Consider the following 18,582-nt stretch of genomic DNA (forward strand, 5'->3'; position numbering starts at 1 on the left):
CCTTAACAGATGTGTCTTCTGCCATAATGGGCGTGTTCGCATCAACGCTCAATCGCAGGTACGCCACGGCCCAGGCGGATTGAAAAAAGGCCATTAGAATGCCCTGAACTACATACGAAAACAACATCATGAACGGGAAAGAAAATCAAAAACAACACGCCCAGCATTGCGCCGGTATTTCCATCCATTTCCATCGCCATCGGGAATATCATCATCGGGAACATCGCCGGGAATATAAATATGCTGGATAGCATGGAAATCGCAAAATACAGGATCACCATCAAGATGATTACATGTAATGCATTGGCACGAAAAAGTTTCCAACCGTGCGAGATCGATTCCAGCGTACCCATATCATCCGCAACAATGGCGGCCTGTGCCAGTTCCAAAACAGAATATCCGACAATAATAATCGGGGTCAGCAGCAGAAACATTGGCATAAAGCACAAAGCAGCCAGCCCGAATGTAAAGACCGAAACAACGGAAATAAAAATCAAAAAAGCAAACCAGATCACCATCCATACACTGCCGAAGATGAAATACAAACCAAAAACCCGCCAGAAATATGGCAGGCTTTCAGTAAACAATTCACGAAAAGAAAGTTTCTCTGCGCCTTTTTCCACCTGCACTGCGCCGTATGTGGTTGTCAACTGAGCGCCGATACCTGCCGCCATCAGTGGAAATATCAAAAGAAATATCAACACCATAAACAAGATCATGACCCAGCCTTCACTTACAAACCGGTTCCACGGCGCAGGCATGAGTTCTGCAAAAGCAGGGTTTCCAATCAACATCAATGGCATCAAAAAAGCAGCAAATAAACCCGGCAGCATCTGCCACAACCACAGCACCTTATGATTCCAACCGATCTTCCATGTCCGTCCCAACACTTCGCCAAAATCGAGTTTCATATTTTCTCCCTTATTCATTATTTATTTTTTTAGAAGCAGATCACTTCACGCGCAAATCTTAAAAGATCAGAAACCTCAACAATTAACACCGCACTTACAGTCAGATCAAGTGCGGTGCTTTATTTTAAAAATTTCCGGACAAGTGAGAACCGGATAGCACGCTGTCCGACTCCATAATTTTTTTGAATATATATTCAACAACCTGACCATCGTAAATCCAAAATCAAAAATCGTAAATCGTCACTCCCACTCAATCGTCGCAGGCGGTTTACTCGTAATATCATACACCACCCGATTGATTCCTTCCACTTCATTTACAATGCGATTTGCAACCCGCGCCAAAAGTTCGTAAGGCAGGCGCGCCCAATCAGCAGTCATAAAATCTTCAGTGGTTACCACACGGATCGCGGCGGCCTCCTGATACGTGCGCTGGTCACCCATCACACCCACCGATTTCACCGGAAGCAAAACAACAAAGGCCTGAGAAGCCGTGCCGCCTTTTCCTAAAAATCCTTCTTTGGATAATTCCTCCTGCAGGATGTGATCCGCCGCCCGCAGACGGGATACACGCTCGGGCGTACACTCCCCGAGGCAGCGCACGGTCAACCCCGGACCTGGAAATGGTTGCCGCCAAACGAGCTTTTCACTCAGCCCGAGCGCTTCCCCCACCAAACGGACTTCATCTTTGAACAAATAGCGCAGCGGTTCAACCAGTTCAAACTGCATATCTTCGGGAAGTCCGCCCACATTGTGATGCGACTTGATCTTGGCCGCCTTGCTTCGGTCAGGGCCGGAGGATTCAACCACATCAGGATAGATCGTGCCCTGCACTAAAAATTTTGGCTTGCCAACGCCCTTTGCTTCCCGCTCAAAAATGCGGATAAATTTTTCGCCGACGATCTTTCGCTTTTGTTCCGGGTCTGTCACACCCTTCAATGCACCAAGAAAATCATCGCTTGCTTCCACTGTAATTAATTCCACGCCCAGGCCGCCGCGCAAAGCGGATGCAACCTGCTCGCCTTCTTTGTGACGCAGCAAACCTGTATCCACAAAAACTGTCACCAGTTGATCGCCAATGGCTTTATGCACCAGCGCCGCCGCCACTGTTGAATCCACGCCCCCGCTGACAGCCGCCAGCACACGCTCACTGCCAACCTGTTCGCGAATGCGCTTTACACTTGCATCGATAATTGAAGCAGCAGTCCATTCTGGTTTGACATTACAAATATCCACGGCAAAGTGTTTGAGCAGTTCTATTCCGTTGGGAGTGTGATGCACTTCTGGATGAAACTGCACGCCGAAATATTTACGCTGCATATCACCCATCGCCGCGAAGGGACTGTTGCCCGATTTCGCCAGCGCCACAAATCCTTCGGGCATGCGTGTGATCTTATCGCCATGCGACATCCAAACCTGTGAAATATTGGTAATTAGTTGATTGGGAATAAGGGATTGAATTTCTGCGGGGCCATATTCACGATGAGCTGATGAATCTACTTGACCGCCGAGGGCATGAGTCAATGCCTGCATACCGTAGCAAATGCCGAGAATGGGCAGGCCGGTGTCCAAAATGAATTTCTGAATATACGGTGCGTTCTCTTCATATACAGATTTCGGTCCGCCGGAGAGGATGAATCCTTTGGGATTGATCGAAAGAATTTTTTCCTGCGGCGCATCCCACGGGAACAATTCACAATAGACATTTACTTCGCGCACACGCCGCGCAATGATCTGCGCATATTGCGAACCGAAATCGAGAATGGCAATGGATTCTGTCATGTATTACTTCCTGTATCAAAAATTATGGTCAAAGGTCGAAAGTTAAAAGTCAAAGGCCGGCTTTAGACCTTTGACTTTTAACCTGTAACATCAGAGATAAGATGAAAATGCAAATGCGGAAAATCCTGATATTCGCCGCCGTTCACGATCAGACGATAAGCCTGTAAATGAAATTCATCCACAAGACTTTGCACAGTGGAATATAAGTCTGTCAGAAAGGCAGTGTCCTGTGGATCAAGCTGCGCCAGAGTTGCGGTTTCGCGCTTGGGCACGATCAGCACGTGAAACTTATAGCCGGGAGAAGGATGATGAAACGCAATCAGGCTTGAGGTCTCGCGCAGACGCGCGACTGGGATCAGAAAACTCATATGGGTAAATATCCATCCGATGAGACGAATAAAAATATGATACCAGAGGATGCGTCTGATAAAGTGTTTGCCTTTCACTTAATCTACAAATGTGATCTTGTTATTATCCAATGAAGCAATGCAGGCCAGTGACTCGACTTGAACGCCAACCGGTTTGAGCGCTTCGCGTCCGCCTTCAAAATCTTTTTCGATCAACGCGCCGATGCCCACGATCTGCGAACCGGCAGCTTCGGCCAAACGTACCAGCCCAAGAATGGTCGCGCCTGAAGCAAGAAAATCATCAATAATAAGGACTTTTTCGTTATTCGCCAGATACTCGGGGGAAACAATCAACTCGACCATGCGTCCCTTGGTGTGCGAGGGCGCGAGGGTTAAATAAACCTGATCGGGCATGGTGATGGGCTTGTTCTTGCGCGCATACACAACAGGCAGGCCGAGGTGAATGCCGGTGGTCAGGGCGGGTGCGATGCCAGAAATTTCAGCGGTGAGAATTTTTGTTGCGCCGCAATCTGCAAAACGTTTGGCAAATTCACGTCCGCAGGCATCCATCAGGGAGGGGTCCACCTGATGATTTACAAAACTATCCACTTTCAAAATTCCATTTCCCAAAACTTGACCATCTCTTAATATCCGATCTTTTAGTTGCTGCATATTATCTCCATATTGACTAGACAGATTTTTTTCACACATTGTACACCTGATGATGGATGTGTGAGGGGAGATGTTGAATGATTTATTTACAACACCGCCGGGGACTAAAGCCCCCGGCTATTTCCTACGAAGCCTGCTCCGCAGGCTTAACAACCTGGTTTGAATTGGCGAAAATTCGCGTAAATTCGTGGACTCTTTTGGGATTTGTGTAAGCCCTATATGTTTACTTTTTTCAATAACAAGCGCTTATTTGGGCTTAATATCGGCAAAAAAGACTGTGTTAGAATTCTTGATGTGACAGATAAGACTATTTTAGTGTTGGCGTCCAACTCTCCGCGCCGCAGACAATTACTCGCACTTGGGAACTGGAAATACAATGCCATCGTCTCAGATGTGGACGAAAGTCAACTAGCGGGCGAAGCGCCCAGAGATTATGTGCTGCGACTGGCTCGGGCCAAGGCGCTGGCTGTGGCTGAAAAAGTTCAGCCAGAAAATATCATCATCGGCTCGGATACCGCGGTCATATTCGGCAATTCCATTTTTGGCAAACCCAAAGATGAAGCAGAAGCTGAATGGATGCTCAAACAACTGCGTGGGCAGACTCATCAGGTGTATACAGCAGTCGCATTTTACAAAGTCAGCGACGGAAAAATGTTGACCGAGTTGTGCATCACCGATGTGCCCATGCGCGCCTACTCAGGTGACGAGATCACAGCCTACATCCAAACCGGTGATCCAATGGACAAAGCGGGCGCATACGCCATTCAACATCCCAAATTCCAACCCGTTGAATCAATGAATGGATGTTTTGCAGGTGTCATGGGATTGCCCATGTGCCATGTGCTGCGCGCGCTACATACTTTTGATATTCACCCTGAGGCCGATGTGCCAATGGCCTGTCAAAATCTGTTGAATTATAAATGTCATGTCTCGGGCGCGATCCTGCGCGGCGAAACATCCGATTAAACAATTGGACTTGCGTCATCATATAAAAAGGGAATGGCGTAAAGATTGAAAGGAAACAAATGAAAGCTTTCCGTTGGGTAAATTTTATTCTCATATTAACATTCCTCTCTGCCTGCGGTTCAGGCGGAACAAGCGGTAATCCGATCTTTTCATTTGCCACAGAAACCCCGCTGCCCACCGCACAGGTCACGATCATCCCCGCGCCGGATGCACAGGCAGCGGTTACCGCGTTCTTACAGGCGCTGCAAAAAGATGATTACGCCAGCATGTACGACATGCTCAGTCAACCCAGCCGGGATGGCATCACATTGGAAGCCTTCTCAAAGCGTATCAATGATGCGCTCAACACCATGAGCGCGGCCGGCATGGAATATTCGATCAACTCTTCCCTGCTTAATCCGCGTGCTGCTGAGGTGGCTTACAGCATCACCTATAAAACCATATTGGCGGGTGATATTCAACGTAATATCGTTGTGCGTCTTGTCAATGAAAATGAAGTATGGAAAGTGGAATGGCAGGATGGACTCATTCTGCCGGAACTCGCCGACGGAAATCTACTGGCGATGGAATACAACATCCCTGCGCGCGGCGATATTTATGACCGTGACGGCCTGCCCATCGTTTCCCAGGCAGACGCTTTCGCTTTTGGCATTCAAACAGATCAGATCGACTACGAGATCATCAACACCCTGCTCAATGAGCTCGGAAAATTATGCGGCTTTGACCCCGAATTCATTCAGGACGAGATTGATGTGAATGGCCCGGGCTGGTACCTGCCCATGTGTGAAGGGACTCGCGAAGAAGCCCAGCGTCTGCTTTCCATCAACCCCGGCGGACTGGTGATCTCAGACGAGTACAACTCCCGCTACTATTTTGAAACAGGCCTCGCTCCACAAGTCGTTGGATATACCCAGCTTATTTCCCCCGAACAGTTGGATGCATATCGCCGTCTCGGGTACGATGGCAGCGAAAAGTTGGGACAGGCTGGCATAGAAAAATGGGCGGAGGATTATCTCGCCGGCCAGCATGGCGGCATTCTGCGCGTGGTCTCTCCCAGCGGACAGATCATCTCCACGCTCGGCCAAAGCGCAGCACAACCCGCAGACTCAGTCTACCTGACCATCGACCGCAACATGCAGTACTACGCCCAGCAATCGATTGAATTCTTTCGCGGTGCAATTGTCGTAATGGAAGTGGACACAGGGCGCGTGATCGCAATGGCCTCAGGCCCGGATTTTGACCCCAATCTTTTTGAGCCTGCCAATCCAAATCGAGATGCCCTGGTTGATCTGCTCAACAGCGCAAACGAACCCTTACTCAACCGCGCCACACAGGGACAGTATCCGCTTGGATCGGCATTCAAGACCATTAGCATGGCCGCCGCACTCGAAAGCGGACTCTATCTAAAAGAAACAACCTACGATTGCCAATATGATTTCACAGAACTCGAAGAACGTGTTTTGCATGATTGGACCTGGCAGCACTGCGAAGACGCGAAAGCCGTTGGTGATTTCTGCGACGACTCATCCACCACGCCTTCCGGCCTGCTGACATTACAGGAAGGTCTGATGCGTTCCTGTAATCCATACTTCTGGCACATCGGTCTCGACCTGTTCAACTTTGACCGCAGGTCTGATATTGCCAATATGGCGCGCGCGTTTGGTCTCGGCAAATTGACAGGCATTGGCCAGATCCCAGAATTGGCCGGACAGATCACCGACCCCACTACACCAGTGGACGCTGTCAATCAGGCCATCGGACAGGGCGACATGTTGGTGACGCCTTTGCAAGTGGCAGCATTTACCGCCGCCATCGCAAACGGCGGGACCTTATACAGGCCTCAGATCGTTGAGAGGATCCGACCGATAGAAGGCGACCCAAAACTTATCTTCCGCCCTGAAGCCAATGGCACACTCCCCGTCCGCGCAGAAAACCTGACCATCATTCAGGATGCAATGTACATGGTGACCAATAATTCACGCGGCACGGCACGCTTCAATCTACGGGGTTTTATCGAACAATATAAAGTGGCCGGCAAGACCGGCACCGCAGAATCAGGCAATGGCAAATCACACGCCTGGTTTGCAGGGTACACCCTAAACGAAGCCAACACCACCCTGCCTGATATTGCAATTGTCGTGATCGTTGAAAACATCGGCGAAGGTTCAGAGTACGCGGTGCCGATCTTTAGAGCCATGGCAGAAACATACTATTACGGCAGCCCGCAAACTGTGCCGTGGTATGGGCCTGTCGGTGAGCCGCCCTACACACCCACTCCATAAGAGCAAATACCTCCTGAGCGAAGCCGCATGTACTTGTTTTTATGCGGCGCAGGATGTAGAATCAAGGTGATTATTTGACGAACGAAATTTATAAACAAGGTTTAATCATCAAGGCCCAATCCGGTTTCTTTACAGTAGAAACTGGTGAGGGTCTTGTCATTTGTCAGTTGCGCGGCAAATTAAAGCAGGGTCGGGCAGTTGGCGATATTGCCGCATTGGGCGATCATGTGCAGTACACGATTTTGGCAGATGGTTCCGGGGTGATCGAAAATGTCGAGGAGCGCAAACAGGCCATCGTCAGGTTGGACCCGCGGCCCCAGGGTGTGTATCAACAGGTTCTGCTGGCAAATGCCGATCAGGCGGTATTCGTCTTTGCGTGTGCGAATCCGAATCCAAAATTAAGAATGTTAGATCGGTTTCTTGTCACCACTGAAAAACAAAAAGTTCCGGCTGTGATCATTGCGAACAAAATTGATCTGGTTGAAAACGCGCGTGAACTTTTTAACGTGTATGAATCGATCGGCTATCGGGTGATCTACACTTCCACAAAAACACGCACCGGGCTGGATGAATTAAAAGCACAATTGCAAAATAAAGTCAGCGCGCTGGCAGGCCCGAGCGGTGTTGGGAAATCAAGTTTGTTAAATGAGATTCAAGCCGGACTGGGGCTGGCCGTGAACGAGATCAGCACAGCCATGAAAAAGGGACGCCACACCACCGTCACACGCCAGATGTTCGCGCTGGATGGCGGCGGATATGTAGCCGATACGCCGGGCTGGAAGAGCCTCGCGTTATGGGATACCGAAGCCGAAGAGATCGATGCATACTTCCCCGACTTGCGTGATCTTGTGCCGCAATGTCAATTCAGTGATTGCTCGCATAAACACGAGCCGGGCTGCGCGGTGCTGGCGGCGTTGAAAGCCGGTACGATTCATCCTGAAAGATATGATTCATATTTAAGACTGAGGGCGGGGCAGGAGTAATAATTTACGATTGCTGATTTACGATTTTTGATTTGCGATTTATGATTGGGGACTGATTACTGACAACTGATAACTGGATACTAATGAATGGCTGATAACTGGAATATGCTCGGACACGAATGGGCTGTGGATATGCTCCATCAGCACGCGGCGCGCGGGGATGTAAGGCACGCGTATCTTTTTTGCGGACCTCCCGGCCTGGGACGCCGTACTCTGGCATTGCGCCTCGCTCAGGCATTAAACTGCACAAAGCCCATCGCCGCTGGTATTCCCTGCGGCCATTGCCGTGATTGCAAACAGATCGAAGAAATGCGTCACCCCGATATGCTGGTGATCCAATCCCAGGATGGTGATGGTCAGCCCAAAGATGGCGGCACGCTCAAAGTGGATCAGGTGCGCGCGGTGCAGCATTCCCTATCGCTTAGACCATATCAGGCAAAATTTCGCGTGGCTTTGTTTTTACGTTTTCAAGAAGCCAACGACAACGCCGCCAATGCCCTGCTAAAAACGCTTGAAGAAGCGCCTGCTCATGCCATTCTGTTATTGACCGCCGATACACCCGAGCAACTTTTACCAACCATTGTTTCACGCTGCGAGATATTGCGTCTGCGTGCGTTACCCGTCAGCGCGATTGAATCGGACTTGCTCGCGCGCGGTGTGGATGAAGAACGCGCGCGTTTGCTCAGTCACATTTCAGGCGGACGCCCCGGCTACGCGCGTAAACTGATCGATGATTTCACTTTGCTTGAAAAACGGGAGGAACGTCTGGATGATCTGCAAACCTTATTGCCCGCGCCGCGTGTTGAAAAATTTTCCTATGCTGATAAACTCTCGAAAGATAAAGACGTGATGCGTCAGACGATCTTGATCTGGCTTTCATACTGGCGTGATGTCATGCTGCGTGTGGCACAGGCTGAAACTCCGCTGACCAACATTGACCGCAACATGGAGATCGAATTCCTAGCCGGACGATTGGATCTATCCACTGCGCGGCGTGTGGTCGGAGAGTTGGAGTCAGCGCTGGAAAAACTTGACCGCAATGTGAATGCGCGGATGGTGGCAGAAGTATTATTGCTCGATTGGCCGAAGGTGTAAATGAAATACATAAAATATATTTTTTTTGTTCTTGGAAGCATGATGCTGCTCGCTGGATGCGCGGAGACACAATCGACTCCAACTGTCAGCGGGGATGCGGCTGTTTACACACCGACCCTGTTCGAGGTGGAGAGTGAAGCGGCGGCGCAGACGCGTCTGGATGATGAACGTCCCAATATTATTTTCATCCTGACCGATGACCAACCTTATGAAACCACGCAATTTATGCCGACAGTGCGCGATGTGCTGATTAAAAATGGGGTCAATTTTGAAAATGGATTCGTGACCACACCACTCTGCTGCCCAAGCCGTTCAAGTATTTTGACGGGTGAGTATGTACACAATCATCAGGTTTACACAGACCGAATGCCGATGGGCGGCGCGCCAAAATTTGACGATCAGTCGTCCATTGCGACATGGCTGCAAAACGCAGGCTATCGTACGGCCTATTACGGAAAATATTTAAATGATTACGATGCGCTCACTCCGCTCGGATATGTTCCCCCGGGTTGGGATAGCTGGAGTGTGTTCCTCGGCAGAAATCTCACAGACGACGATACGGGGTCGTCATCGTATTACACGGATTACAGTCTTTCGGAAAACGGGAATGTGGTCGAGTACACACAAGACAATGCCATCTTTGGCACCGACATGGTGACACGCAACGCAATTGATTTTATTGCGTCTTCCAAAGATGAGCCGTTCTTTATGTTGGTCGGTTATTACAATCCGCACTCACCTTATAAATGGGCGGAACGAAGTGACCCGCAATTCCGTGCGAACTCGGCGCTGCAAGCGGAGCCGTATCGTAATCCAAGCTTCATGGAGGAAGACCGCAGCGATAAGCCGTTATATTTACAGGAATTAAATTCCATCGCGGTCGAAAAGATCGATATTACTTATAAACAAATTCTGCGTTCCCTGCTTTCTGTGGACGATGGTGTGGCGTCCATTTTGAATATGCTGGATAAAACAGGCTTAAGCGAGAAGACGATCATTGTTTATCTTTCAGATAACGGGTTGACTATTGGCGACCACGGATTCGGCTTAACGAAAAACTGTCCCTACGAAAGCTGCATTCGTGTCCCTTTTATCGTGTATGCGCCCGGCATGTTCCCTGCACGCAGTGAGACAAAATTTGCCGCAAACATTGACCTCGCCCCCACCTTCGCGGATCTGGCAAATGCCCCGATCCCTGATTCTGTAAACGGGATGAGTCTGCTGCCATTGTTAAATGACCCGAATGCGATCTGGCGCGATGACCTGCTCTTCGAGCATTGGCCCACCGAAGACGGCATTGGTTCAAAAATTCCCGAGTTTTACGCGGTGCGCAATTCTGAATGGAAGTATGTGGAATATTCAACCGGCGAGAAGGAACTTTACGACCTCAAGAACGATCCGTATGAATTGGAAAATGTTGCAGATCAGTCTGCGTATGCAGAGATACAAGCTCAGTTACAAAAAAGATTGATTGAATTAAAGTTAGAGTAGAAGTAGATTTTCGAAATCTTTATCTTTTATTGGAGAATCAATATGTGCCGAAGCATTAAACCATTACGATTACCAGACCGCCCCGCCACCGAGCAGGAGATTCAAGAAGCAGCATTGCAATATGTGAGGAAGGTCAGCGGGTATCGAAAACCTTCCAAGGCCAATGAGGAAACTTTTCAGAAGGCAGTTGATGAAGTTGCAGAGTCCACGCGGAAGATGCTGGAAATACTTGCGAATAAAACCACCCATGGAGAAACCTCCCATGTTTGACCCACGCGACAAACAACTCACCGATCTGGAAACTAACTATACAATCTTCATGCAAACCATGCAGGGACTTTCTGCTGAAAATTTTCTCGCGTCTCTTGGCGATTGGACACCGCGCGATATTGCGGCGCATTTCATTGGGTGGAATCGAATCACATTGGCAGGATGCAGCGCATTGCGTGAAGGCGCGGAACCTTTCTACTTTTACGATGGCACAAATGATTATCGAAAGGTCAACGCGAGATTCTTTACACAGTTCCCGTCCACAGACTTGAATGAATTACTTGAAGATATTACTTCCACCAAGAAAGCGTTAATCACTTATCTAAAAACCATTCCCGAAAGTGAATGGGAGTTGGATACGGGCATTGTCCATTATCGCGGCAATCCGGCGACAATTGCACGCTGTGTAGATTCACTCGTCCGCGATTATCGCAAGCATAGAGAAGAGATCGTGGAAGCATTTCATACAAAGTAAACAAAAATCCTTCGGCTTTAGGCCGAAGGATTTTTGTTTACTCAATCGCATCACGTAATTTTCGCGCCAGTTTCCCAAAATGCGGCGTGTAGCGGATATCATCTTTTCTGGGGCGTGGGAGATCAACTTCCACATCTAATTTTATTTTGCCTGGGCGCTGAGTCAGCACCAGCACACGGTCCGCGAGAAATAACGATTCATTGATGGAGTGCGTCACCATGATGACCGTCTTTTGTTTGGCCTGCCAGATACGCGATAACTCCGTCCACATGCGTTCGCGGGTGAGAGCATCCAGCGAGGCAAAAGGCTCATCGAGCAGAAGCAGGTCGGGGTCATGGATGAGCGCGCGCGCGATCCCCACGCGCTGCGCCATGCCGCCGGATAAGTCACGCGGCCACGAGTCTTCGAATCCATTTAATCCAACCAGATCGATCATCTCGCCGGCTTTTGCGCGCGCTTCAGATTCGCCCACCCCATCCAACTCAAGCGGAAGTTTAATATTGTCCATCACGGTGCGCCAGGGCATAAGATTGGATTGTTGAAAAACCATGCCAACCTCAGGCCGGCGATTGCCGCTGAAATTAATTTCGCCGGTTGTAGGCTGCAAAAGACTCGCGAGAATTTTTAGAAGCGTGGTCTTGCCCGAACCCGATGGCCCGAGAAAACAAATAAAATCACGCGGACAAACTTCAAAGGAAATATTTTCAAGCGCGTGCAATCCGCCGTTGCTGTCGGGAAAAACAACGGAGAGATCTTTTACAGTGAGGATCGGGGAAGGTTTCATAATTTTCACGCTTCACACGTCACGCTTCACTTGATACATGAAACGTGATACGTGACACATAAATTACGGCACGAATGAATTTGTAAATGCTTTGTTCAAATCCATATTCTCGGGGATCAAACCCATCTCAAGCAAAATGGTTTGCATATTCTCCCAGGCCTGCGGATCAGAATACCCAAGGCGCTCAGCCTTCCACATTTCAATCGACGTGGCAAGAATTTCCTTTTGAACTTTTTCATCAAGGTCGGCAAAATTTGGGATGTAGGTTGCGCTCAACGCATACGCTTCATCAGGATTTTCATTCGTGAATTTTAATCCCTTCAAAAACGCGCCCACAAACGCGCGAACCAACTCGGGGTCTTCTGCAATTATTTTCTCGCTCGCCAAAAGTCCATTCGCGGCCAGTTGCACAGAATCAGCCACGCGCAATTCGGTCACATCAAAACCCTGCGCCTTCAACTGGATCGGTTCATTCGCGGCATAACCCACTACAATATTTTGTTTGCCCGCGGCAAATAATTCCACCTGATTAAAACCGACCTCCACCAATGTCACATCCGACTCGCTCAAACCCGCAGAAAATAACAAAGCACGCAAGCCAATATAATTCGCGCCAAACAAACCGGGCAAACCAATCGTCGTGCCCTTCAAATCCTGCGGCGTAACAATTCCCGCGTCGCTTTTTGCAATGACCGAAATCGGATACTGTTGATACCACGCCGCCACATACGTCACCGGCACTTCCTGCGCGCGCGCCAGCAGCACCTGTTCACCCGAAACCACTGCAAACGGAAGTTCCCCCGCGCCCACCAATTTCACGCCGTCGGTCTCAAATGAATAATCAAACTCAATCTCGATCCCGGCCTCTTTAAAATATCCTTTTTCGATGGCCTCATAAAAAGGCGCATACTGGATATTGGCAATATATCCCATCGGCAGGCGGATCTTCGTCAACGTGCCCGCATCATTCTGGACCTGTGAACCGCCACAGGCCGAAAGGCTGATCGCCAGCCCGAGCATAAGTAAAACTAATTTCTTCAACATTGTATTTCTCCTATAATTTTTTAAACTACATGCTGAGCGGAGCCACGTGTTCTTTGTGGCAAAGTGCGCTCACTCCGCTCAGCATGTAAATTACTCAGGGTGTAGTTTGTTGCCATTTTAAAAATCTTTTTTCAAGCACCGTTACGATTCCATATAACGACAGTGCCAACGCCACCAGCATCATCACCGCCACAAACACCATTGACGTATCATATTGAAAATCTCCGACCTTCAACAAAAATCCGAGACCTTCCTTTGCATCCACCAACTCACCCACGATGGCGCCGATGACCGATAACGTGGCGCCGATTCTTAATCCGCCTAACAGCACGGGCAGAGACGCCGGCACTTCGAGTTTGGTCATCACCTGCCAGCGTGAGGCGCGCAATGAATTCATCATGTCATACAACGCTGGCGGAACAGCCCGCACGCCCACCACTGTATTCACCAACACCGGAAAGAACACGATCAAGGCGCAGATGACCACTTTCGACAACATACCCTGTCCCAGCCAGATGACCAGTAACGGCGCAATCGCCACGATGGGAATCGCCTGACTCGCCACCAGATATGGTGAAAGAATCTTTTCCAGTGAGCGCGATTTGGCAAGTAAATATCCCAGCACCGTGGCGCATGTCACACCGACCAGCAAGCCAAGCATGATCTCCAGCAAAGTGACGCTCGTGTGATACAGCAGGCTTCCATCTGCCAGAGATTTAAGTAGACGAGTCCACACATCCACGGGCGAGGGCAGAATGAATTTGGGCAAGCCGCTCAAATGTGCGATCAGTCCCCAGGCCAGAATGCCGAAAAGAATGGAAATCGTACCGAGCCAACGTGAGAATGATATTTTCATAGTTTTCACCGGAGACCTGACAGGTTTATATAAACCTGTCAGGTCTTAATAAACAAAAACGCCTCGCTAGAATCAACTGCGGGGCGTGAAGGCAGGCCAGAGCGGAGTCTGATGCGGATGTCACTTTAAAAAAATCCCGAAAACAAAGAAATGTTTTCGGGGCGTGAATCTACACAGAGACCACTTGGTCCTGTCATATACCTTCTACTATCCAGACTATACTGTCGGCCCCGGAATCACACCGAGTCATGCCCGCTTTTTGCGGTACCCATTTCCCAAAAAGGAAATTGTCACTGCCCAAAGAGGCTCGTGGGCTTTACCACCGATCGGGAATTGCACCCTGCCCCGAAGGTTATTAAGTTGTAGTTTGATTATAGCGCAATAAAGTTAATTATTGTTTAGGATAATATTCAGCGCGACCAGCCCGCCGCATAAACAAAAAGAGATCACCATTGAGACCAGAAAATAAATAAGAATATTTTGCTGATTTGATTGGCCGGTCTTGCCGTTATATTGCGTGCCGCAGCTCTGGCATTTCACATGCGTAAACATGGACGGACCAACCGCGCCGCCCCACCAGGTGTAGCTGACTTTTTTTGCTGCACTTTGCCCACACTGCGGACAGGGCGCATACTGAATTGGGTTTTTCATTTTTTCCTCCAGAATAAAAATAGTGTTGATGAAGATCATCAACACTATTTTTACTGTAAAGTATATGGCCGGTAAATCACACTTGTGTACGGGCTACTTCAACTGTGCCTTGATCTTCTCAGCGGTGTCTTTATAAGCGGCTAATTTCTCCGCTTCCTTGGCGACCAGCGCGGCGGGAGCCTTGTTAGCGAAATCACTGGAGAGCAGTTTTTCGAGGCGTTCGATATGAGACTGCGCTTCTTTTAATTCCTTCTCAAGGCGCGGCTTGTCATTTGCAATGTCCACCAATCCAGCGAGCGGAATATAGATCTCAACTGTGCCAGCAACAAGGACAGCGGCATCTTCCGGTTTTGTTGTAAGGGAAGAATGAATTTCAGAAGTGAGGAATCCAAACCAGCAAGGCGGCGATCATTTGAGCCTGATCCTTGAGCAGATCAGTTTTGTCGCCGGCAGAGAATTGAGCCGTGAGTTTCTTTGATGGGGCAATACCTTTTTCTGAGCGCAAGTTACGAATTGAACGGATCATATCTTGAATCGGGGTGAAATCAGCAACCTTGGATTCTTCCCAGCCTTCAGGTTCACGCGGCTCGGGGGAAGCGCGCAACGATGAGTGCCGTGGGCCAATCTTTGGCAATCTCCGCAATTAGCGATTAAGAATCATATTAGCGCAGATGTCCCCACACTTCTTCAGTAATGAAAGGTGTGAAGGGATGGAGCAAACGCAAACAGGTATCAAACACACGCGCCAAAGTTTCAACAGTCTGCTTTTTGGTCGCAGCATTCTGCATTTGTCCTTTAGAAACTTCCACGTACCAGTCTGCAAAGTCGTTCCAGATAAATTCATAAATTTCCTGACCCGCCTGCCCGTATTGGAAGTTTTGGAATTGACGTTCCACATTGCGGGTGAGGGTTTGCAGTTTGGCCCAGATCCATGAATCAGCAAGGGAATAGGAATTAGGGATTAGGTGATTAGGAGCTAAGGATTCCTGATTCCTAATTCCTAATTCCTTATCACTAAGCCCATCAATCGCATTGATCACAAACCTACCCGCATTCCAAATTTTATTGGCGAAGTTGCGGTTGGCTTCCACTTTCTTAACGCCGACGTTCGTATCGTTGCCGGGTGTGGAGCCCACCAGCATTGTGAAGCGCAGCGCGTCTGTGCCGAACTCGTCCATCACGACTAGCGGATCGAGCACATTGCCTTTGGTCTTCGACATTTTATGTCCATGCTCATCGCGCACGAGTCCATGTAAATAGACGGTATGGAAGGGCGGCGCTTCTGTAAATTCAAGCCCGCTCATGATCATGCGCGCAACCCAGAAGAACAAAATATCGTAACCCGTTTCCATGTAGGAAGTTGGGTAAAAATATTTCAGGTCGGGTGTTTGCTCGGGCCAGCCCAAAGTGGAGAACGGCCACAAGCCTGAAGAAAACCATGTATCCAACACATCATCATCCTGACGAATTTCCTTCGAGCCGCAGGTGGCGCATTGGGTTGGGTCTTCGCGCGTCACGGTCATATGATTGTCGGGACAATACCAAACCGGAATGCGATGTCCCCACCAGAGTTGGCGGCTGATGCACCAGTCTTTAATATTGTCGAGCCAGTTGTAATATACTTTTTCAAAACGCTCGGGCACGATCTTGATCTGTCCATTATGCACGGCATCAAGGCCTTTGTTCGCGAGCGATTCCATTTTGACGAACCATTGCTCGGAGATCATCGGCTCGACAATTTCGCCGCCGCGTTGTGAGCGTGGAATTGTTGTGGCGTACGGCTCGGTCTTGATGACGAGGTCCGCGGCTTTCATATCAGCCCAGATTTTTTTACGTGCCTCGAATCGATCCTGACCTTGATATTGGCCGCCATTCTCATTTATTTTCGCCGCCTTATCCAAAACCGAGATGATCGGTAAATTATGGCGTTGCGCGATGGCATAGTCATTCGGGTCGTGCCCCGGCGTGATCTTAAGCGCACCCGTACCGAATTCCATGCTGACATAATCATCGGCGATGACTGGAATCTCGCGGCCAAGATCGGGACAATGGCTTTCATGCCGATGAATTTCTTAAAGCGTTCATCCTCAGGGTGGACTGCCACAGCGGTATCCCCAAGAATCGTTTCGGGACGGACCGTGGCGACGGGAATAAATTCGTCTGAACCTGCGATCATATATTTGAAATAATATAACGTGGCTTGTTCTTCGTTATATTCCACTTCCAAATCTGACACAGCGGTCTTGAGTCCCGGTGACCAGTTGATGAGACGCGGGCCGCGATAGATCAGTCCTTTTTCATACAGACGAACGAATGCCTCTCGAACTGCCCGACTCAGGCCTTCGTCAAGGGTGAAGCGCTCGCGGTCCCAGTCACAGGATGCGCCCATGCGTCGAATTTGATTGGTGATCATGCCGCCATATTTTCGTTTCCATTCCCAGGTGCGTTCCACGAATTTTTCGCGGCCCAGTTCTTCGCGAGTCACTTCGTCATTTTTAAGCAGATCGCGTTCCACCATGAGTTGTGTGGCGATGCCGGCGTGATCGGTGCCGGGAACCCCTAAAGTTGAAAAGCCCTTCATGCGGTGATAGCGCACCATGAGATCTTCCACACTGACGAACATGGCGTGCCCAATGTGCAGTTCGCCGGTCACATTGGGCGGTGGGATCGTAAGGACAAAAGGTTTGACATTCGGGTCGAAACCGGGTTTGTTGGGATCATTATGCGGCTTGAAGAATCCGCCTGTTTCCCACATGGCGTAAATGCGCTGTTCAGTGGATTTGAAGTCGTATGCTTTGGGTAGTTCTTGTTTTGCCATTTTTGCTCCTTGTTGAGTAAACAAGTACACATGGACTTGTTTACATTTTTATAGACGTATCTTTAAAACAAAAATACTTCATCCAAATTGAGGACGAAGTATTGCTCCGCGGTACCACCTCAGTTCGCTAATTACTTAGCACACTTTGCGACTGACATTCATCAGTCCATGCTGTAACGGGCGATCCCGTGCCGTTCTACTGACCAAGATAATTGGTTTTCTTCGGCAGTCTTATCAGACGACTTCAGTGATGATTCCCTGCGGATGCTTCCACCGAGCACATCCTTCTCTATCAGGTATTTTTCACTTACTACTTCTGAATGGTTGGGATTATATGCGTGAGAGAAGAATGCGTCAAGAAAAATTACAGGGTCAATTACTTCGCAGCTTCCGGCAGTACCAGCGGACCTCCCATGAATGGATGTTCGACGACCTGTACGGGCAGACAGTAGGCTTCGGATATTAATTCAGAGGTCAATACTTCGCGCGGGGTGCCAATGGCTTTGAGGTGACCACCGACCAGCAGGGCTACGCGGTCTGCAAAATGAGCGGCGAGGTTGAGATCGTGCAAGGCGACCAGTACGGCAAGATCTTCTGTGTGAGCGAGTTCTCGAATCAATTCCAATAAGCTGACTTGATATTGCAAGTCTAAATGAGCGGTGGGTTCATCGAGCAAAAGAATCGGTGTGGATTGGCACAAGGCACGCGCCAATAAAATACGCTGTGCTTCGCCGCCTGATAATTCTCCGACGGGGCGTTCGGCGAATGCCAAAGCGTTGACTCTGTCTAAGGATCGCCGGGCCAGTTCTTCGTCGAGGGAAGATGCGTGACCTAAAAATCCGAGGTAGGGCGTGCGTCCCATTAAAACAGTCTCCCAGACAGTGAAGGCGGGCGGTAATGCAATTGCCTGCGGGACAACGGCGAGATAGCGCGCGCTGGAGCGGCGTGAGAGTTTGAAAGTCATCGCCGTTGGTGCGGATGTTTCCTGTGGAAGGATCCACCGCTCGCAGCGTGGATGATGGTGGATTTTCCCGCACCGTTGGGACCGATCAACGCGAGCACTTCGCCGTTTTTTACGTCGAAGGAAACATCGTGCAAGACCTGGCGATTATGATAAGAGGCGGAGAGGTTTTGAATTTTAAGCATGGCTGTTAGAAG

At 49.3% G+C, this 18,582-nt stretch carries 22 protein-coding genes, 1 riboswitch and 1 other annotated feature; of the genes, 8 read left to right on the forward strand and 14 right to left on the reverse strand.

The annotated features are described in order from the left end of the window. Nucleotides 1-41: 41 nt before the first annotated feature. From IPL71_RS12150 to xpt, 4 genes are all read right to left on the reverse strand, one after another. Complete coding sequence (locus IPL71_RS12150; protein WP_345321932.1) at nt 42-911, reverse strand: hypothetical protein; 870 nt, start codon at nt 909-911, stop codon at nt 42-44. Between the two features lie 240 nt (nt 912-1,151). Next, nucleotides 1,152-2,690 carry a glutamine-hydrolyzing GMP synthase gene (gene guaA / locus IPL71_RS12155; protein WP_345321933.1) on the reverse strand — a complete coding sequence of 513 codons (1,539 nt, stop codon included), beginning with the start codon at nt 2,688-2,690 and terminating at the stop codon, nt 1,152-1,154. Between the two features lie 77 nt (nt 2,691-2,767). Continuing rightward, complete coding sequence (locus tag IPL71_RS12160) at nt 2,768-3,058, reverse strand: HIT domain-containing protein (RefSeq protein WP_345321934.1); 291 nt, start codon at nt 3,056-3,058, stop codon at nt 2,768-2,770. A gap of 78 nt (nt 3,059-3,136) precedes the next feature. After that, nucleotides 3,137-3,709 carry a xanthine phosphoribosyltransferase gene (gene xpt, locus IPL71_RS12165; protein ID WP_345321936.1) on the reverse strand — a complete coding sequence of 191 codons (573 nt, stop codon included), beginning with the start codon at nt 3,707-3,709 and terminating at the stop codon, nt 3,137-3,139. 77 nt (nt 3,710-3,786) lie between these two features. On the opposite strand from xpt, the gene IPL71_RS12170 reads away from it, so the two are divergent. The 8 genes from IPL71_RS12170 to IPL71_RS12205 all read left to right on the forward strand — a co-directional run bounded on the left by IPL71_RS12170 (nt 3,787) and on the right by IPL71_RS12205 (nt 11,271). Further along, the gene (locus tag IPL71_RS12170) at nt 3,787-3,921 is read left to right on the forward strand and encodes a hypothetical protein (protein ID WP_345321938.1); all 135 of its coding nucleotides are present in this window, start codon (nt 3,787-3,789) and stop codon (nt 3,919-3,921) included. Between the two features lie 82 nt (nt 3,922-4,003). Beyond that, complete coding sequence (locus tag IPL71_RS12175) at nt 4,004-4,675, forward strand: Maf family protein (RefSeq protein WP_345321940.1); 672 nt, start codon at nt 4,004-4,006, stop codon at nt 4,673-4,675. A 59-nt stretch (nt 4,676-4,734) separates the two neighbouring features. Then, on the forward strand, nt 4,735-6,957 hold the full coding sequence (locus IPL71_RS12180) for a penicillin-binding transpeptidase domain-containing protein (protein WP_345321942.1): 2,223 nt from the start codon (nt 4,735-4,737) through the stop codon (nt 6,955-6,957). A 74-nt stretch (nt 6,958-7,031) separates the two neighbouring features. Beyond that, a complete protein-coding gene (gene rsgA, locus IPL71_RS12185; RefSeq protein ID WP_345321944.1) occupies nt 7,032-7,940 on the forward strand; it encodes a ribosome small subunit-dependent GTPase A in 909 nt (302 codons plus the stop codon). Nucleotides 7,941-8,027: 87 nt separating this feature from the next. Further along, nucleotides 8,028-9,035, forward strand: a complete 1,008-nt coding sequence (holB, locus tag IPL71_RS12190) for a DNA polymerase III subunit delta' (protein ID WP_345321946.1) — start codon at nt 8,028-8,030, stop codon at nt 9,033-9,035. After that, nucleotides 9,036-10,526: a sulfatase family protein gene (locus IPL71_RS12195; protein WP_345321948.1), complete on the forward strand. Its 1,491-nt coding sequence runs from the start codon at nt 9,036-9,038 to the stop codon at nt 10,524-10,526. A gap of 42 nt (nt 10,527-10,568) precedes the next feature. Next, nucleotides 10,569-10,796, forward strand: a complete 228-nt coding sequence (locus IPL71_RS12200) for a DUF2277 domain-containing protein (RefSeq protein ID WP_345321950.1) — start codon at nt 10,569-10,571, stop codon at nt 10,794-10,796. Continuing rightward, entirely contained in the window at nt 10,789-11,271 is a 483-nt protein-coding gene (locus tag IPL71_RS12205) for a ClbS/DfsB family four-helix bundle protein (protein WP_345321951.1), read from the forward strand. Before IPL71_RS12200 ends, IPL71_RS12205 begins: the two co-directional genes overlap by 8 nt. Nucleotides 11,272-11,308: 37 nt before the next feature. On the opposite strand, the gene IPL71_RS12210 is transcribed toward IPL71_RS12205, so the two are convergent. From IPL71_RS12210 to IPL71_RS12255, 10 genes are all read right to left on the reverse strand, one after another. Continuing rightward, nucleotides 11,309-12,055 carry an ABC transporter ATP-binding protein gene (locus IPL71_RS12210; RefSeq protein ID WP_345321953.1) on the reverse strand — a complete coding sequence of 249 codons (747 nt, stop codon included), beginning with the start codon at nt 12,053-12,055 and terminating at the stop codon, nt 11,309-11,311. Nucleotides 12,056-12,118: 63 nt separating this feature from the next. Continuing rightward, nucleotides 12,119-13,099 carry an ABC transporter substrate-binding protein gene (locus IPL71_RS12215; protein WP_345321955.1) on the reverse strand — a complete coding sequence of 327 codons (981 nt, stop codon included), beginning with the start codon at nt 13,097-13,099 and terminating at the stop codon, nt 12,119-12,121. Nucleotides 13,100-13,193: 94 nt separating this feature from the next. Further along, nucleotides 13,194-13,955, reverse strand: a complete 762-nt coding sequence (locus IPL71_RS12220; RefSeq protein WP_345321956.1) for an ABC transporter permease — start codon at nt 13,953-13,955, stop codon at nt 13,194-13,196. A gap of 195 nt (nt 13,956-14,150) precedes the next feature. Beyond that, a riboswitch (FMN riboswitch) is annotated at nt 14,151-14,312 on the reverse strand. A 30-nt stretch (nt 14,313-14,342) separates the two neighbouring features. Then, nucleotides 14,343-14,606 carry a hypothetical protein gene (locus IPL71_RS12225; RefSeq protein ID WP_345321957.1) on the reverse strand — a complete coding sequence of 88 codons (264 nt, stop codon included), beginning with the start codon at nt 14,604-14,606 and terminating at the stop codon, nt 14,343-14,345. A gap of 93 nt (nt 14,607-14,699) precedes the next feature. Beyond that, on the reverse strand, nt 14,700-14,891 hold the full coding sequence (locus IPL71_RS12230) for a hypothetical protein (protein ID WP_345321958.1): 192 nt from the start codon (nt 14,889-14,891) through the stop codon (nt 14,700-14,702). An 88-nt stretch (nt 14,892-14,979) separates the two neighbouring features. Then, nucleotides 14,980-15,240, reverse strand: coding sequence for a hypothetical protein (locus IPL71_RS12235; protein WP_345321959.1), 261 nt, complete (start codon nt 15,238-15,240; stop codon nt 14,980-14,982). A 28-nt stretch (nt 15,241-15,268) separates the two neighbouring features. Next, nucleotides 15,269-16,603, reverse strand: coding sequence for a class I tRNA ligase family protein (locus IPL71_RS12240; protein WP_345321961.1), 1,335 nt, complete (start codon nt 16,601-16,603; stop codon nt 15,269-15,271). Beyond that, nucleotides 16,486-17,424 carry a class I tRNA ligase family protein gene (locus IPL71_RS12245; RefSeq protein WP_345321963.1) on the reverse strand — a complete coding sequence of 313 codons (939 nt, stop codon included), beginning with the start codon at nt 17,422-17,424 and terminating at the stop codon, nt 16,486-16,488. Before IPL71_RS12245 ends, IPL71_RS12240 begins: the two co-directional genes overlap by 118 nt. Nucleotides 17,425-17,510: 86 nt before the next feature. Next, nucleotides 17,511-17,758, reverse strand: a binding site (T-box leader). A gap of 42 nt (nt 17,759-17,800) precedes the next feature. Then, nucleotides 17,801-18,388, reverse strand: coding sequence for an ABC transporter ATP-binding protein (locus tag IPL71_RS12250; RefSeq protein WP_345321964.1), 588 nt, complete (start codon nt 18,386-18,388; stop codon nt 17,801-17,803). Continuing rightward, nucleotides 18,385-18,570 (reverse strand): ATP-binding cassette domain-containing protein, encoded by a 186-nt coding sequence (locus tag IPL71_RS12255; protein ID WP_345321965.1) that lies wholly within the window; start codon nt 18,568-18,570, stop codon nt 18,385-18,387. Before IPL71_RS12255 ends, IPL71_RS12250 begins: the two co-directional genes overlap by 4 nt. Nucleotides 18,571-18,582 lie beyond the last annotated feature (12 nt).

It is taken from the genome of Candidatus Villigracilis proximus (assembly GCF_016717045.1).
In the GTDB taxonomy this organism is placed as follows: Bacteria; Chloroflexota; Anaerolineae; order Anaerolineales; family Villigracilaceae; genus Villigracilis; species Villigracilis proximus.